Origin of the sequence: Arenibaculum pallidiluteum (assembly GCF_017355985.1) — a bacterium.
GTDB lineage: Bacteria > Pseudomonadota > Alphaproteobacteria > Azospirillales > Azospirillaceae > Arenibaculum > Arenibaculum pallidiluteum.
The window spans coordinates 113,335-128,930 of record NZ_JAFIQU010000013.1 but is presented as its reverse complement, the minus strand read 5'-3'; the positions used below and the strand labels follow the sequence as shown (position 1 = coordinate 128,930).

The following is a 15,596-nucleotide window of genomic DNA, read 5'->3' as shown; positions in this document are numbered from 1 at the left end:
CAACGAGGAAAAGTTCAATGACGCTCAGCCTCCCCTTCTCGAACGCTGCACCGACCCGCACCATCTGGGTCTCTCCGGATGGGAACAACGGAAACAGCGGCGCCGAGGGATCGCCCCTCAGGACCATCCAGGAGGCCGTGAACCAGGCCAAGGGCCACCCGGGCACCGCCATCATGGTGAAGGCCGGCACGTATCACGAGAACCTGAAGCTGAACGGGCTGCACGGGACCAAGGAGGCGCCGATCGAGCTGATCTCGGCGGACGGCCCGCAGGCCGCGAAGATCGTCGGTGGCCCGGACGCCGCGACGATCACCGGCTACGGCATCAGCCACGTCGGCATCTACGACTTCCACGTGGTCTCCAACACCAGCAGCGGCGACATCGGCGGCTTCAAGCTCTGGGGCCCCTGGAGCGCCCCCGCCACCGGACTGGCGATCGCCGGTAACCTGATCACCGGCAAGGGCCAGGACGGCTTCAAGCTGTTCAACGGCGCCAAGGACTGCCTGATCGTCGGCAACACCATCAACGGCACCTGGCGGCAGGAGGCCATCGACAACGTCTCCATCGAGGACGTCACCTACGCCTTCAACACGATCCGCGGCAGCTTCGGCTACACCGGCCTGACGGTGAAGACGGGCTCGCGCGACGTGCAGATCGTCGGAAACGACATCGACGGCAAGGGCGGCACCGGCCTGTTCATCGGCGGCTTCGGCAACTCGCACGCGACCGGAGTGCGGTCCTTCGACGCCAAGGAGTGGGGCGGCTACGACGCCGCGCGGGTGCATGCCCACGGCAATGTCATCGGCGACGGGCATTCGACCAGCGTCAGCTTCATCGGCGCCAGGGACTCGGTGCTCGCGAGCAACCAGCTCGCCGGCGCCGTCAGGTCGGTGAACCACCGCGAGGAGGGCAGGGGGCTCTTCGACTACGGCTCCCACGACAACCAGATCCTGAACAATTCGGTCGAGAAGGAGGGCTTCTTCAAGCCCAAGGCCGGCCAGGACAAGGGCTACGTCGTCAGCGGGAACACGGTCGGCGGCGGCGCGCCCGACGCCGGGACCGATGCCGCGCTGGCCAAGGCCGCCCACGCGGCGCTGGTGTTCAACCAGCAGCTTCCGCCGGAGCTGGCCTCAATCATCGTCGCTCCGGCGGCGGTCGTGGATCCCGCTGCGGTGAATCTCGGCATCGCGCAGGTGGCGCAGCCGGCGTTCCTTCCGGCCGTCGAGCCGGCGGCGACGGTGGAGCCCCTGGCCCCGGCGCCGATGCCGGCGCTGGCAATGGACGTGTCCTTGACCGACGCCGTGCCGGCCGCCGGCGAGATGGCGTGGCAGGACAGCTACGTCTCCGCGTCCTGACGGCGACGCAAGGGCCGCTCCGGGTCTCCGGAGCCGCCCTTGCGCAGGTGCCTGCGCCGCGGCTCAGGGCGTGCGGAACTGCGGGTCCACGGGGACCTGCAGCGCGAAGGCAAGCCGGTTGGTCTCGTTCGCCATGCCGACGACGGCCATCAACTCGCCCCACATCTCCTCGGTCATCCCGGCCTTGCGGGCCGCGGCGCCGTGCGAGGCGATGCAGTAGGAGCAGCCGTTGGTGATGCTGACGGCCAGGTACAGCATCTCCTTCACGGCGGGGTCCAGCGCTCCGGGCGCCATCACCGCCTTCAGGCTCTCCCAGGTGCGCGCCAGCGTCGGCGGGTGCGCGGCGAGAGCCTTCCAGAAGTTGTTCACGTCCGCGACGCCGCGGGTGCGCATGATGTCGTCGAAGACCGCGCGCACCTCCGGTGTCGCTTCCGCATACTCCATCAGCTTCGTCATCGCAGCTTCCGTTCCTTGCCGATGCGTGCTCAGACCAGGGCGATCAGCCGGCTCGGGCCGCCGGTCGCGCCCTTGATCTTCGGCCCGCCGACGACGAGCGTCGCCCCCGAGGCGGGAACCTGGTCGAGATTGGCCACGCCTTCGAGACCCCAGCGGCCGCCGCCCAGCCATGTGAGATGGAAGGCGAAGTCCTTCGAGGCGCCATGGTCCAGGGACAGCGTGTCCACGGCCACGCCGGATACGTTGCGGCCGAGCAGCGCCCGCGCGACCTCGGGATGGAAGCCCGGGAAATGCATGACGCCGGCCCCGTCCGCGTTGCGGAATTTGGGGCCGCTGACATGCTTGTCCCAGCCCGAGCGCATGGCGACGCAGGCGCCGGCCGGCAGGGCGCCGTGCTCGCGCTCGTAGGCCGCGATGTCTTCGACCCTCACCTGGTAGTCGGGGTTCGAGGCGGCCTTCGCGGTGACGTCGATGACGGCCAGCGGAACCACCAGCTTGTCCACGCCGAGCGCGTCGGCGGAAAGTCCGTCCTTGGTGAAGTGGAGCGGGGCGTCCATGTGGGTCCCGGTATGCTCCTCGATGACCCATTCATTCAGGTTGTAGCCGTCCTTGGCGAGGTCGTACTTCTTCTTCACCGCAATGCCGGGCGTGCCGCCGAACGTCGGGAAGTCCGGCCCGAGCGGGTGAGTGAGGTCGACCGCCCGCTCGAAGCGCATGGGGGCGGCGACGGCCGCCGAAGTGACGGGCAGCGTCGCGACGCCGGCCACCGCGGCGGCGCCACCGAAGAAGGTGCGACGCGACAGGCGGCGGGCGAGGGCTTCCTGGCAACCTGGAACGCACATGGCAGTTCTCCTTTGCGGACAAGCACAGGGATCCTATCGCGGCAGGCGAGTTGCCGCGACGTTCCTATCGCGCAGCGACCCTTGCCGTACCGGATGACCGTTTCATGTGCCGGACGGTTACATCTGAAACCGGAGGCCCGCGCGAGGGTGCCTGAAGCGGTTCGCGGTCAGGAGGTGCCTTCGCGCGCGGCGAGGTCGGCGTGCATGATCTCCTCGACCGCGCCGCCGTTCCCGACCAGGAATACCCGGTCGGCGTTCCGGATCGTCGCGAGCCGGTGCGCGATGACGAGCGTCGTCCGGCCCTTGGAGAGATCCACCAGGGACTGCTGGATCTCCCGCTCGGTCCTGGTGTCCAGCGCCGACGTGGCTTCGTCCAGGATCAGGATCGGCGGGTTCTTCAGGAACATGCGCGCGATCGTCAGGCGCTGCTTCTGCCCGCCCGACAGCTTGATCCCGCGCTCGCCGATTATCGTGTCGAGCCCCTCGGGAAGGGAATCGATCAGCGTGTCCAGGCGCGCGCGCCGCGCAGCCTCCCGGATCTCGTCCTCGCGCGCCTCCAGCCGGCCATAGGCGATGTTTTCGCGGATCGTGCCGCCGAACAGGAACACGTCCTGCTGGACGACGCCGATCTGCCGGCGCAGCGAGGCCAGCGTCATGGCGCGGATGTCGATGCCGTCGATCGTGATGGCGCCGCCCTGGACGTCGTAGAAGCGCGGCAGCAGCGAGCAGATCGTCGTCTTGCCGGCCCCTGACGGGCCGACGAAGGCGACCGTCGTTCCGGCCTCGATGGCGAGGTCGACGTCCTTGAGCACCGGGCGCCCGGAGTCGTAGCCGAAGGCCACGCCGGCATAGCGGATGTCGCCGCGCAGCCGCGGGGCCGGCTTCGCGTCCGGGGTGTCCTTGATGTCGGGCTGCGTGTCCAGCAGCGCGAGGTACCGGCGGAAGCCGGCGATCCCGCGGGGATAGGTCTCGATGACGGCGTTGAGCTTCTCGATGGGCCGGAAGAACACGTTGACCAGGATCAGGCAGGCGAAGAACCCGCCATGGCTGAGCTCGCCCGCCAGCACGAAATGCGCGCCCGCCAGCATGACGACGATCAGGATCAGCCGCATGCTCATGTAGCTCAGCGTCGTCGAGAAGGCCATGATCCGGTAGGCCTCCAGCTTGGTCCGGCGGTACTTGTCGTTGTCCTGCGCGAACAGCCGGCGCTCGTGCTCCTCGTTGGTGAAGGCCTGCACGACCCGCATCCCGCCGACATTCTCCTCGATGCGGACGTTGAAGTCGCCGACGCGCGAATAGAGCGCCTGCCAGTTGCGCGTCATGCGCCCGCCATAGCGGCTGGTCAGCCAGACCACGATGGGGACGATCGTCGCGGTGATCAGGGCCAGCGGCGTGTGCACCATCAGCATCAGGACGAAGGCGCCGACGAAGGTCATCACCGAGATCAGCAGATCCTCGGGACCGTGATGGGCGACCTCTCCGATCTCCTCGAGGTCGCGGGTCACGCGCCCTACCAGGTGTCCGGTCTTGTTGTTGTCGTAGAAACTGAAGGAGAGCTTCTGCAGATGGTCGAAGCTCTTCCGGCGCATCTCCGTCTCGATGTTGATGCCGAGCTTGTGGCCCCAATAGACCACCACGGCCATAACCCCCGCATTGGCGGCGTAGATCGCCAGCAGGCCGACCGAGGCCATCACGATCAGCGGCCAGTCCTCGGTGGGCAGGAGCTCGTCCACGAAGGACCGGACGGCCATCGGGAAGCCGAGTTCCAGCAGACCGGACAGGATCGCGCAGGAGATCGTGAGGATCAGCAGGCCCTTGTGCGGGCGGTAGTAGGCGAGGAAACGACGGATCATGCTTTCAATCTCGACGGTCGCGGCGGCGGTCGAGCCCGGTGCCGGGCGCTAGCGTGAACGGGGGCCGGTCCGGCCGAGCAGCCAGACCAGGTAGGGTCCGGCCAGCAGCGAGGCGAACAGGCCGAGCGGCAGTTGATACGGGAAAGCGGCCGTCCGCGCGAGCCAGTCGGACATCACCATCAGCCCGATGCCGATCAGGATCGCGCCGCCGGTCTGCGCCGCCGGCCGCCCGAGCCCGAGAAGCCGCGCCAGGTGGGGGGCGATCAGCCCGACGAAGCTCAGCGGCCCCACGACCAGCGCGGCCGTCGCGGTGAGCAGTGCGGCAAGCACCACCAGGATGGTGCGGCATCGGTGCACGGGCAGGCCGACGGCGCGCGCCGTCTCGTCCCCCAGCGGCAGGACGGTCAGCCAGCGCACCATGAAGGGCAGGGGCGCCAGCAGGACTGCGGCCGTCCCGAGGCACAGCCAGGCCTTGGCCGGGGTCGCGTCGTTGGTGGACCCGCTGAGCCAGCGCAGAAGCTGGAAAGCCTGCGGTGAACCGGTTGCGATGACGGCCGTCAGCACGGCGCTGCACAGCGCGCCCGCGGCGATGCCCGCCATCAGCAGCCGCTCGGCCCCGAAGCCGGGACGCCGGGACAGCACCAGGATGCCTGCCAGGACGGCGACGGCCCCGGCCGCGGATGCTGCCAGCTCGATCGCGAAACCGGGGGCCGACAGCGCGAACAGCGCCACCGCCAGGCCGACGCCGGCCCCAGTGCCGACGCCCAGGACTTCGGGCCCTGCAAGCGGATTCCCGGTCACCCGCTGCAGCACGGTCCCCGCCGCGGCCAGCATGGCGCCCGCGGCGGCCGCGACGGCCACCCGCGGCCCGCGCCAGCCGAGCAGGTCGGCCAGTAGCGGCCCGCCCGCCAGCGTCCAACCTTCGGGACCGCGGCCCAGGGCCAGCGCCAGGGCCGCCGCTGCCAGCGCGAGGGCGCCGAGAAGGGCGATCATCCCCGCGGGGTTGCGGGCCCGCCGCACCGGGGCTGGCCGCGCATCGAACCTGGGCCATTCGAACATCCGGGCACGCAGGAGCAGCCAGAGCAGCAGCGGCCCCCCCAGCAGCGCCGTGGCGGCGCCCGTCGGCACCCTTTCTCCCCCCACCCCGGCAAGAAGCTGGACGAGCCCATCCGTCAGCCACAGCAGAAGCGCGCCGACCAGCGGGGCGGCGACCAGCTTCGCGCCCAGCCTGCGCACCCCGCCCAGGGAGGCCAGCGCCGGCGCCGCCAGGCCGACGAAGCCGATCACGCCGACCTCGGCGGTCACGCTGGCCGCCAGCCAGACCGCGATGCCGATCACTGCGAGCCGGGTCGCGACGGTCGCGACGCCCAGGCTGCGCGCGCGCGAATCGTCGAGACCCAGGATGGCGAGCGGCCGCAGCAGGAGCAGGGCCGCCGCGAAACCGAGCGCCAGCCGTCCGGCGATCGCGATGCACGGACCCCAGCTCTGCTGGGCCAGCGAGCCGCCGCCCCAGATGAAGAGCGAGAACATGTACTCGCCATTGGCGAGGATGAGAGCCGCGCTCGCCGTCGTGGCGGTCAGCGCCACCATCATGCCGGCCAGCGCCACGGCTACCGGCTCCAGCCCGCGGCGCCAGGTCAGCGCCAGGATCAGGCCGACCGCTCCCAGCCCGCCGGCGAGCGCCACGCCCTCGCGCGCAGCCTCCATCAGGCCGGGCGCGTGGAGCGTCGCGACCGTCAGTGCGAGCTGCGCGCCGGCGGAGACGCCGAGGGTCGATGGCTCGGCAACGGGATTGCGCAGCACGCGCTGAAGGAGCGCCCCCGCGAGACCCAGTGCCGCGCCGCAGACGATCGCCATAGCCATGCGCGGCAGCACGCTGTGAAACAGGATTACCTGCTCCAGCGCTTCCGCCTGCGCCCAGGTCCCCGATGCCCCGGCCACCGGGTCCGCGATGCGCAGGGCCGAAAGGCAGGCGGCGGCCAGCGTCAGCCCGCCCCAGAGGAGAAGCCGCCGCGGCATCGGCACCCCGCGCTCAGCCATGGCCTTGTCCGATCAGGCGCAGGGCGTCGGCCGCAAGTCGCGCGAATCGTGTCGCGGCTGGCAGGCCGCCGAAATGATTGATGGGCTCGATCACGCTCACCCGGCCGTCGCGGACCATCGGCAGCGCGTTCCAGAGGGCGCCGTCGAACAGCGTCCGACGTGCCTCGGGGGGGACGGGGCCGACCACCAGGACGCCGGCATCCGGCACCCCCGCCAGATGTTCGACGCCGAGCGGGGCCGCCGCCGCGTAGCTGGTGCTCGTCGTCCAGGCGTTCTCGAAGCCGAGCCGCCCGAGCACGTCCCCGAACATGCTGTCGGTGCCGAAGGCCCGGAAGTGACGCGCATCGCCGATGTTGATCACGAAGACCGGGCGGCGCGGGACGCCTTCCAGCGCCGCCCGGATGCGCGCGATCTCGCGGTCGGCGCGGGCGATGGCGTCCTGCGCCTGGGCGTCCCGGTCCAGCGCGCGAGCGAGGGTGAGCGTCGCCTCGGCCGCGCGCGCATAGGGTGGGACGCCGGGCCTGTACACGGTCAGGGACAGCAGCGGGGCAATGCGTTCCAGTGCGGCGCGCTGGCGCTCGTAAAAGTCGGAGATCAGGATCAGGTCCGGCTCCGCGAGGCGCAGCGCCTCGTAGTTCGGTGTGCCGCGCAGCCCGATATCCATGACCGCGTCCGGCACCTCGGGTTCCACCGCGATGCGGCGGAACTGGATCAGCTCCGTCGCGGCGACGGGCACGACGCCGATCGCCAGCGCGGTCTCCAGCGCGGCCCAGTCGATCGCGGCAATTCGCGGCTGGCCGGCCCGCGCCCGCGCGGGCAGCGCCATCACCGCGGCCGCCAGCCCCAGCGCCTGCCGCCGCGACAGGGGACGTCGCGACGGGGGGGGCGGCGATAGCGCGACGGATGGCCGCGCGCTCATTGCAGGAAGCCGATGGGCTCGCCCGTTGCCGGGTGGGGCACGATGCCCATGGCGATGCCGTAGAGGTCCGAGAGCACATCCGGCCTCATGATCGCCTCCGGGGCGCCCCGGGCGACCAGGCTGCCGCCGCGCAGCGCCAGGATTTCGTCGCACAGGCGCGCGGCCATGTTGATGTCGTGCAGGACGATGACGGCGCCGATCCCGCGCGCCCGGCTCAGCGCGCGCACGAGGTCCAGCATCTCGGCCTGGTGAGCGATGTCGAGGGCGGAGGTCGGCTCGTCCAGGAGCAGGCAGCGCGTATCCTGCGCCAGCATCATGGCGAGCCATGCGCGCTGACGCTCGCCGCCGGAAAGGGTGTCCACAAGCCGGTCGGCGAAGCGCTCGAGCCCGGTCTCGGCCAGGGCCTCGGCCACCTTGGCGGCGTCGTGCTCCCCAAAGCGGCCGAGCGCGCCATGCCAGGGAAAGCGTCCGAGCGTCACGAGCTCGCGCACGGTCATGCCTTCGGCGGGTGGCGTGAATTGCGGCATGTAGGCGACGGCGCGCGCGAGCGGCCGTGCGCCAAAGCCTGCCAGGTTCTGTCCCAGGAAGCGGATGCTGCCGGCGCTTGGCGGCTGCTGGCGGGCGAGGATTCGTACCAGCGTGCTCTTGCCGGACCCGTTGGGGCCGACGAGCCCGTAGATGCGCCCCTGTTCCAGGCGCAGCGACAGGCCCGGCAGGATGGTCTGCCGCCCGATGGCGAAGGCTACCCCGTCGAGCTCGTAAAGGGCCGGGGTCGGGCCGGACGCCCCGACCCCGGCCACGGTGCCGCTTACCACGTCATGTAGGCCTTGAGCCATGCTGTCCGCCCTTCGGCATAGCCGCAGGAGAACTGCGTCTGGCAGCTCGCCACGTACTCCTTGTCGAACAGGTTGTCGACGGTCAGGTCGACGCCCCATCCCTCCTTCTGGTAGCCCAGCCGGGCGTCGAACACCGTCGCGGACGGCACCTTCAGCGTGTTCTCGTTGTCGACCCAGGACGAGCCGACATGGCGCACGCCGCCGCCGACCACCACGCCGTCGAGCATCGGGTCGCGGAAGGTGTAGTCGAGCGACAGCGAGGCCTGGCGCTCGGGCACGATGAAGGGGGTGTTGCCGATCAGGCTGGGATTCGCGTCCTCGGTGATCTCCAGGTCGAAGGCCGTGAAGGCGGCGGTCGCCAGCAGGTTGCGGGTGACGTTCGCCTTCGCCTCGAACTCGACGCCGCGCGAATTGACCTCGCCAATCTGGGTCTCGGCGAGGAACGGGCCGGTCACCACGTTCTTCCGGGTCAGGTCGAAGGCTGCGAAGGTGAACAGCGCGTCCAGCCATGTCGGCCGGTACTTCACGCCCACCTCGTACTGCTTGCCGGTCTCCGGCTTGTAGACGCCGGCCACCAGCGACGATCCGAGCGTGGGATTGAAGAAGGTCGAGGTGCTGGCATAGGGGGTCAGGCCGTTGGCGAACTCGTAGGCGAGCCCGGCGCGGCCGCTCCACTTGCCGTCGGTCCCGTCGTAGGCCGGGTTGCCCTCGGCGCTGGTCGAGGCGCGGTCGTAGCGGCCGTTCAGCGTGACCAGCCAGCCCTGGCCGAAGCGGAGCTGGTCCTGCGCGTAGATGCCGACCTGATGCATGCGCAGGGTCTGGTCGATATAGGCCGAGCGCACGCCCTGCGGTGCGCCGTAGACGGGATTGGTCGCGCTGATCGGCGTCGCCGTGCCGGAGAGCTGGACCTGGTCCATGTCGAAGAACTTGTAATCGATGCCGACCAGCGCCGTGTGCTCGACGGGGCCGGTCTGGATCTTGGCCTGCACCTGGTTGTCGATCAGGAAGGTGTTGACCGTGGTCTCGTGCTCGAAGTTGATCCGCGACAGCAGGTTGTCCGGATCGGTCGGAACGGGCGAGAAGCCGGCATAGCCGAAGGGATAGAGGTTAACCTCGTGCACGTCGGAGTAGCCGTAGCGGGCGTTCTGGCGCACCGTCAGCCCGTTCTCGAAGACATGCTCGATCTCGTAGCCGACCGAGGCCTGCCGGCGCTCGTAGTCGTCGAGGTCGGGCTCGGTGAAGTTGGCGTCGCGCTCGATGCGGCCGAACGGCGCGTCGACGACCGTCCCGACATAGGGAAGGAAGGCGCCGCCGTTGTGCGTCTCGTCGATCGAGGTGAAGTTCGAGAGGAAGGTGAAGCTGGTGCTGCCGTTCGACCAGTTCAGGCTCGGCGAGATCGTGCCGCGGAAGCCGTCTTCGAAATCGGTGTAGCCGTCGCCGCCGGCGATCCGGCCGGTGAGCCGGTAGGACAGGTTGTCCGTCGCCTTGTCGCCGACGTCGAAGCCGAGCTCGCCCGTGCCGTTGGAGTTCACGCCGGTCTCGACGCGGCGCAGGCGCGTACCGTCAGGGCGCTTGCTGACGTAGTTGACGAGCCCGCCGGGGTTGCTGCCGCCGTAGAGAACCGAGGACGCGCCGCGCAGCACCTCGATCCGTTCCAGCGTATAGCTGTCCACGAACATCCCGCCGAAGCCGTAGCTGTAGAGCGGCAGCCCGTCCTGGAAGATGCCGGTCTGCGTCGCCTGGAAGCCGCGGATGAACAGCCAGTTGGTGTCACTGTCGGGACCGAAGGGCTGGGCGAAGACGCCGGCGGTATAGCGCAGCGCCTCGTCCGTCTTGCGCGCGCCCCGGTTGTCCATCTCCTCGCGTCCAACCACCGAAACGGACTGGGGAACTGCGTCGATGGGCGCGTCGGTCTTGGTGCCCGTCGCGGTGCGCTTGGCAACGTATCCCTGGACCGGGCTGGTCGCGGTTTCGCCGGCCCCGGTGGTGCCGACCACAAGCCGGTCAAGAACGACCGGTCCGTTCGCGTTCTGCGCATAAGACGCGGCAGACCAAAGCGCGGCCATGGCGGTGCTGCCCAGAAGGATCGATGCGCGAACGCTTCGGCGACTAACCGCCATGTCCTTGCCCCCGTGCTGGCTGTTCATCCCTTGGGACGGGATTGACTGTTGATGATCAGGCCGGACTTCTCCGGACGAGGGCTGTTAGCTAACATAACTTTCAAATGGTGGATTGAACCGTTTTTCGCTTCCTTGGATGATCTTTGTACATTGTGGGCGCCTGCACTCACGCGGCCCGGTTGCGCTGCCAGGCCGCCGGCGTCGTCCCGACCACCTGCCGGAAGACGCGCGTCAGATGCGCCTGATCGGAGAAGCCGGCCGCCGCCGCCGCCGCGGCGAGGGTCATTTCGGGCTTCTCCAGCAACGCCTTGGTCCGGTCGATTCGCGCCCGCATCTGCCACTTGTGCGGGGGCATGCCGGTGGAGGCCTTGAAGGCGGAGCAGAAGTAGGACTGGGACAGCCCGGTCAGCTCGGCCAGTTCCTGCAGCCGGATCGTCCGGCTGCAGTTGTCCTCGATGTACTCGATCGCGCGCTTGAGCTGGCGTGGCGGAAGGCGGCCGCGCCGGCGGCGCGTCAGCGGTCCGACGCGCAGGAGCGCCACCAGCATCGCCGAGATCAGGCTGTCGCCGTAGAGATCGTGGAGGCTGCCGGGCTCGACGCATTCCGCGGCGACCAGGCGGGCCAGGGTGGACAGGCGCTCGTCCGCGAATTTCAGCCGTGGGGTCTCGAGGGCCTCGGCATCGATCTCGTCGGAAAGCCGGCCGTGGAGCGCTGCCACGTCGATATGCAGGTCGAGATGACGGAGGCGCTGGATCTCCTCGACCCGCGCCCAGACCCGCAGCCCCGCCGGAACATAGGTCAGCGGCGCGCGATCCAGCGGGGCCGAGCTGCACGGCGGCGAGTCCGCGACGCGGATGCCGCCGGGCCCGTCCTGGTCCAGCACCACGACCAGGCGCGGCGCTTCGGAGACATACTCGCCACGTGCGCCGGGCGCGCAGGCAACGTCCCAGACATCGGCGATGACGCCGTCCCAGGCGCGCCAGCGGAGCTCGCCCAGGACGGTGATGCCTTCGATCGCGCTCTGCATTCTGGGATGGAACGTCGCCATCGAACCGCTTCCTGTCCCCCGATGCTCCGCCGCCCCGTCACGGGATGGTCGCGGCGGCCGGCCCGCTGCCGGCAACCTGCGACGCGTCTCCCGTATACGGTAGTCTGAGAATGCGAACAAGTCGCATTGATGCGGCACGGCATGCGTGACGCCATGCGCCGCGTCTCCCGGAATCCGGGTCCCGGATTCCGGGTGTCAGAGCGTCTTCAGCCCGGCGGCGCGGAACATGCCGTAGACCCGTTCGGTCAGATCCGCGGAGGGGGGCTGCGTGTCCCCCAGCCGATAAGGCAGGCCCAGGGCGCGCCATTTCGGCTCGCCCATCTTGTGGAAGGGCAGAACGTCCACGCGCTCCACATTGCCCAGTCCCGCCGCGAACTCGGCCAAGCCGGCGATCTCGTCGGCGTTGTCGGTCAGGCCGGGCACGAGAACGTAGCGCAGCCAGATCGGCTTTCCCATCAGCGACAGCCGCTCCGCGAATTCGAGCGTCGGGCGCAGCGTCGCGCCGGTCAGCGTGCGGTAGGTCGCCTCCCTGAAGGCCTTGATGTCCAGCAGCACCAGGTCTGTGTCCGCCAGCAGGGCGTCGTCGGCATGGCTGCCGAGGAAGCCCGAGGTGTCGAGCGCGGTGTGCAGCCCGAGCTCCTTGCAGCCCCGGAAGATCCGGGCGCAGAAGGCCGGCTGCACCAGCGGCTCGCCGCCGCTCAGCGTCACGCCGCCATGGCCGTGCCGCAGGAAGCCCGACAGCAACTCGATCTCCGCCAGGATCGAGGCCGCCGGGGTGCAGGTGCCGTCATGCATGTGGCGGGTGTCGGGGTTGTGGCAGTAGAGGCAGCGCAGCGGGCAGCCGGACAGGAACAGCACGTAACGCAGTCCCGGCCCGTCCACCGTGCTGCCGGTCTCGACCGAGTGCACCCAGCCCTCGCGCCCGTCATGGCATGCGTGCTGCGCGGCCGGGTGCGTGGTGGGGGCGGCGCACCCGGCCGCTCCTTCCGGAGCGGCCGGGACGACGCGGTGTCTTGGATCAATGCTGGCCATGGAAGGTCCGCGAGATTACGTCGAGCTGCTGCTCGCGCGTGAGCTTGATGAAGTTCACGGCATAGCCGGACACCCGGATCGTGAGCTGCGGGTACAGCTCCGGATGATCCATGGCGTGCAGCAGCGTCTGCCGGTCGAAGACGTTGACGTTGATGTGGTGGCCGCCCTGGGCGAAGTAGCCGTCCAGCATGCCGACGAGGTTCGGCGCCCGCTCGTCCTCGCCGCGCCCGAGTGCGCTCGGGACGATGGTGAAGGTGTAGGAGATGCCGTCCTGGGCATGGACGTAGGGCAGCTTCGCGACCGATGCCATGGAGGCCAGGGCCCCCTTGAGGTCACGGCGATGCATCGGGTTCGCGCCGGGCGCGAAGGGTTCGCCCGCCTTGCGGCCGTCCGGCGTGTTGCCGGTCTTCTTGCCGTAGACCACGTTGGAGGTGATGGTCAGGACCGACTGGGTCGGGACCGCCCCGCGATAGGCCTTCTGCTTGCGCAGCATGGCCATGAAGGTCTCGACGATCCACACGGCGATCGAATCCACGCGGTCGTCGTTGTTGCCGAAGGCCGGATATTCGCCCTCGATCACGAAATCCGTTGCGAGACCCGATGCGTCGCGGACCACCCTCACCCGGGCATGCCTGATCGCCGACAGGCTGTCCGCGACCACGCTCAGCCCGGCAATGCCGCAGGCCATGGTGCGCAGCACGTCGCGGTCGTGCAGCGCCATCTCCAGCCGCTCGTACATGTACTTGTCGTGCATGTAGTGGATGGCGTTCAGCGTGTTCATGTAGGCGCGCGCCAGCCACTCCATCATGGGCACGAATCGGGCCTTCACCTCCTCGTAGTCCAGGACCTCGCCCGTGATCGGTGCGAGGGCCGGGCCGACCTGCTCGCCGGAGACCTCGTCGCGCCCGCCGTTGATGGCGTAGAGCAGCGTCTTGGCAAGGTTGGCGCGCGCGCCGAAGAACTGCATCTGCTTGCCGATCCGCATGGCCGAGACGCAGCAGGCGATGCCGTAGTCGTCGCCCCAGAAGGGCCGCATGAGGTCGTCGTTCTCGTACTGGATCGAGCAGGTGCCGATCGAGGTCTCGGCGCAGAAGGTCTTAAACCCCTCGGGAAGGCGCTCGGACCACAGGACGGTGAGGTTCGGCTCGGGCGCGGGCCCCAGGTTGCGCAGCGTCTGCAGCAGGCGGAAGCTGCTTCTGGTGACGAGCGTCCTCCCGTCCAAGGCCATGCCGCCGAGGCACTCTGTCACCCAGGTCGGGTCGCCCGAGAAGAGCTGGTCGTATTCGGGGGTGCGCAGGAAGCGGACCAGCCGCAGCTTGATCACGAGCTGGTCGATCAGCTCCTGCGCCGCCGCCTCGTCGATGCGTCCCTCGCGCAGGTCGCGCTCCAGATAGATGTCCAGGAAGGTGGACACGCGGCCCAGCGACATGGCGGCGCCGTTCGCCTCCTTCACGGCGGCGAGATAGGCGAGATAGGTCCACTGCACGGCCTCCTGGGCCGTGGCCGCGGGACGGGTCACGTCGAACCCGTAGGTCCCGGCCATGGCGACCAAGTCGCCAAGCGCCGCGATCTGGTCCGCGATCTCCTCGCGCAGGCGGATCGTCTCCTCGTCCATGCGGTCGAGCTCGAGCGAGGCGAGCTGCGCCTTCTTGTCGGCGATCAGGAAATCGGCGCCATAGAGCGCCAGCCTGCGGTAGTCGCCGATGATGCGGCCGCGGCCGTAGGCGTCCGGAAGGCCCGTGATGACGCCTGACCTGCGGCAGCGCAGCATCTCGTCGGTGTAGACGTCGAAGACGCCGTCATTGTGCGTCTTGCGCAGCTTGGGGAACGTCTCCTCGATGCGCGGCGACGGGGTGAAGCCGTAGGCCTCCAGCCCGGACTTGACCATGCGCCATCCGCCGAAGGGCATGATGGAGCGCTTCAGGGGCCGGTCGGTCTGCAGCCCGACGATCACCTCCAGCGCGCGGTCGATATAGCCCGGCGGGTGGGAGGTGATCGAGGAGATGACCTCGGTATCGGCCTCGAGCACGCCGCCCTTGGACGCGCGCTCCTGCTTCAGCAGGTCGGCGACGCGGGTCCACAGGGCCTTCGTGCGCTCGCTGGGACCGGCTAGGAAGGCGGCGTCGCCCTCGTAGGGACGCAAGTTGCGCAGGATGAAGTCCCGGACGTCGACCTCGCGCCGCCAGGGGCCGGCGGCGAAGCCTCGCCACGGCTCGGGCGTCGCCGTCCGCACCGGCGGTTCGGCGACCTTCTGCGTCGACAGGGTGTCCATGGTCATGCCTTTCGCAAGGGGGGAGGAAGCCCGCTCCGGATCCCGCCGCGATCGCGGCTTCGGCGGAACGTGCCTCGGGTCCTGGCCGTTTCTTTGTCTCTTCTTGCGCCGCTTTTCGCGGGGGCGCCTTGACCGAGATCAACGGTTCTCCTCCGCCGCCGCGATCCGGACCTGCGGTGGCGCCTGCGGATGGTCCGGAGGCGGTTGCGGAGTGCCGTCTATGGCAAGCGAGAGGCTTGCAAACTTGCGCAGCGGGAGACTATACGGAAAGCTATAAAGACATGATTGTGTCAAATGACATCATCGAAAGCACGCGCAGGCACAGTTCGCCGGGAGTTCTCGGAAGAACTGTCAAAAGTCAGCCGGAAGTTGCGGACCTTGTTCGATGCAAGGGTGCGTGCGAACGGGCTGACCCTGGCGCGGGCGCGCACGCTCTTTCATCTCGCCGCGCGCGACGGGATGACGCAGCGTGAACTGGCCGAGGCGCTGGAAATCGAGGGGCCGACGCTCGTGCGCCTGCTGGATGGGCTGGAGCGGCAGGGCGCAATCGCGCGGCGGCCCGTCGACGGCGACCGCCGCGCCAACCAGATCTCCCTGACCGAGGCCGGGCGGACGCTGGCCGCCGAGGTCCAGCGCCTTGCCGACGATCTCCGCCAGGAGGTGCTTTCGGACATCGCCGAGGCCGACCTCGCCGCGACCACCGAGCTGCTCCGCCGGATCGCCCGCAAGGTCGAGGAGATGACCGCGCCCGGCGAGGTCGACTAGGCCGCCCCAACCATGCCGGCGCCCGGTCGGCTCCCAGGCGGCGCTTCGTGACGCATTC

General features: G+C 69.4%; 12 protein-coding genes. 2 read left to right on the top strand and 10 right to left on the bottom strand.

Annotated elements, in window-relative coordinates; translation table 11 throughout:
* Positions 1-17: 17 nt before the first annotated feature.
* A complete protein-coding gene (locus tag JUB13_RS22140; protein WP_207482724.1) occupies positions 18-1,355 on the top strand; it encodes a right-handed parallel beta-helix repeat-containing protein in 1,338 nt (445 codons plus the stop codon).
* Positions 1,356-1,418: 63 nt separating this feature from the next.
* On the opposite strand, the gene JUB13_RS22135 is transcribed toward JUB13_RS22140, so the two are convergent.
* The 10 genes from JUB13_RS22135 to pflB form a co-directional block, all read right to left on the bottom strand.
* The gene (locus JUB13_RS22135) at positions 1,419-1,811 is read right to left on the bottom strand and encodes a carboxymuconolactone decarboxylase family protein (protein WP_207482722.1); all 393 of its coding nucleotides are present in this window, start codon (positions 1,809-1,811) and stop codon (positions 1,419-1,421) included.
* A gap of 29 nt (positions 1,812-1,840) precedes the next feature.
* Positions 1,841-2,653 carry a cyclase family protein gene (locus JUB13_RS22130; protein ID WP_207482720.1) on the bottom strand — a complete coding sequence of 271 codons (813 nt, stop codon included), beginning with the start codon at positions 2,651-2,653 and terminating at the stop codon, positions 1,841-1,843.
* Positions 2,654-2,820: 167 nt separating this feature from the next.
* The gene (locus tag JUB13_RS22125) at positions 2,821-4,506 is read right to left on the bottom strand and encodes an ABC transporter ATP-binding protein (RefSeq protein ID WP_207482718.1); all 1,686 of its coding nucleotides are present in this window, start codon (positions 4,504-4,506) and stop codon (positions 2,821-2,823) included.
* Positions 4,507-4,554: 48 nt separating this feature from the next.
* Positions 4,555-6,546, bottom strand: coding sequence for a Fe(3+)-hydroxamate ABC transporter permease FhuB (gene fhuB / locus JUB13_RS22120; RefSeq protein ID WP_236025136.1), 1,992 nt, complete (start codon positions 6,544-6,546; stop codon positions 4,555-4,557).
* Positions 6,539-7,465 carry an iron-siderophore ABC transporter substrate-binding protein gene (locus JUB13_RS22115; RefSeq protein WP_207482716.1) on the bottom strand — a complete coding sequence of 309 codons (927 nt, stop codon included), beginning with the start codon at positions 7,463-7,465 and terminating at the stop codon, positions 6,539-6,541. Before JUB13_RS22115 ends, fhuB begins: the two co-directional genes overlap by 8 nt.
* Positions 7,462-8,301 carry an ABC transporter ATP-binding protein gene (locus JUB13_RS22110; RefSeq protein WP_207482714.1) on the bottom strand — a complete coding sequence of 280 codons (840 nt, stop codon included), beginning with the start codon at positions 8,299-8,301 and terminating at the stop codon, positions 7,462-7,464. The genes JUB13_RS22115 and JUB13_RS22110 overlap by 4 nt, the downstream gene beginning before the upstream one ends.
* Positions 8,274-10,367, bottom strand: coding sequence for a TonB-dependent siderophore receptor (locus tag JUB13_RS22105; RefSeq protein ID WP_236025135.1), 2,094 nt, complete (start codon positions 10,365-10,367; stop codon positions 8,274-8,276). Before JUB13_RS22105 ends, JUB13_RS22110 begins: the two co-directional genes overlap by 28 nt.
* 220 nt (positions 10,368-10,587) lie before the next feature.
* On the bottom strand, positions 10,588-11,469 hold the full coding sequence (locus JUB13_RS22100) for a helix-turn-helix domain-containing protein (protein ID WP_236025134.1): 882 nt from the start codon (positions 11,467-11,469) through the stop codon (positions 10,588-10,590).
* Between the two features lie 195 nt (positions 11,470-11,664).
* On the bottom strand, positions 11,665-12,501 hold the full coding sequence (pflA, locus tag JUB13_RS22095) for a pyruvate formate-lyase-activating protein (protein WP_207482710.1): 837 nt from the start codon (positions 12,499-12,501) through the stop codon (positions 11,665-11,667).
* Positions 12,488-14,773, bottom strand: coding sequence for a formate C-acetyltransferase (gene pflB, locus JUB13_RS22090; protein WP_207482810.1), 2,286 nt, complete (start codon positions 14,771-14,773; stop codon positions 12,488-12,490). Before pflB ends, pflA begins: the two co-directional genes overlap by 14 nt.
* A gap of 378 nt (positions 14,774-15,151) precedes the next feature.
* Here pflB and JUB13_RS22085 point away from each other — a divergent pair, with 378 nt between their 5' ends.
* Positions 15,152-15,538, top strand: a complete 387-nt coding sequence (locus tag JUB13_RS22085) for a MarR family winged helix-turn-helix transcriptional regulator (protein WP_236025133.1) — start codon at positions 15,152-15,154, stop codon at positions 15,536-15,538.
* The last annotated feature ends 58 nt before the right edge of the window (positions 15,539-15,596 follow it).

Excerpts from the sequence above, each read along its gene's own strand:
- JUB13_RS22130 (WP_207482720.1), bottom strand. The coding sequence starts at position 2,653 with ATGTGCGTTCCAGGTTGCCAGGAAGCCCTCGCCCGCCGCCTGTCGCGT.
- JUB13_RS22135 (WP_207482722.1), bottom strand. The coding sequence starts at position 1,811 with ATGACGAAGCTGATGGAGTATGCGGAAGCGACACCGGAGGTGCGCGCG.
- JUB13_RS22140 (WP_207482724.1), top strand. The coding sequence starts at position 18 with ATGACGCTCAGCCTCCCCTTCTCGAACGCTGCACCGACCCGCACCATC.
- JUB13_RS22105 (WP_236025135.1), bottom strand. The coding sequence starts at position 10,367 with ATGGCCGCGCTTTGGTCTGCCGCGTCTTATGCGCAGAACGCGAACGGA.
- pflA (WP_207482710.1), bottom strand. The coding sequence starts at position 12,501 with ATGGCCAGCATTGATCCAAGACACCGCGTCGTCCCGGCCGCTCCGGAA.
- pflB (WP_207482810.1), bottom strand. The coding sequence starts at position 14,773 with ATGGACACCCTGTCGACGCAGAAGGTCGCCGAACCGCCGGTGCGGACG.
- JUB13_RS22125 (WP_207482718.1), bottom strand. The coding sequence starts at position 4,506 with ATGATCCGTCGTTTCCTCGCCTACTACCGCCCGCACAAGGGCCTGCTG.
- fhuB (WP_236025136.1), bottom strand. The coding sequence starts at position 6,546 with ATGGCTGAGCGCGGGGTGCCGATGCCGCGGCGGCTTCTCCTCTGGGGC.
- JUB13_RS22115 (WP_207482716.1), bottom strand. The coding sequence starts at position 7,465 with ATGAGCGCGCGGCCATCCGTCGCGCTATCGCCGCCCCCCCCGTCGCGA.
- JUB13_RS22100 (WP_236025134.1), bottom strand. The coding sequence starts at position 11,469 with ATGGCGACGTTCCATCCCAGAATGCAGAGCGCGATCGAAGGCATCACC.
- JUB13_RS22110 (WP_207482714.1), bottom strand. The coding sequence starts at position 8,301 with ATGGCTCAAGGCCTACATGACGTGGTAAGCGGCACCGTGGCCGGGGTC.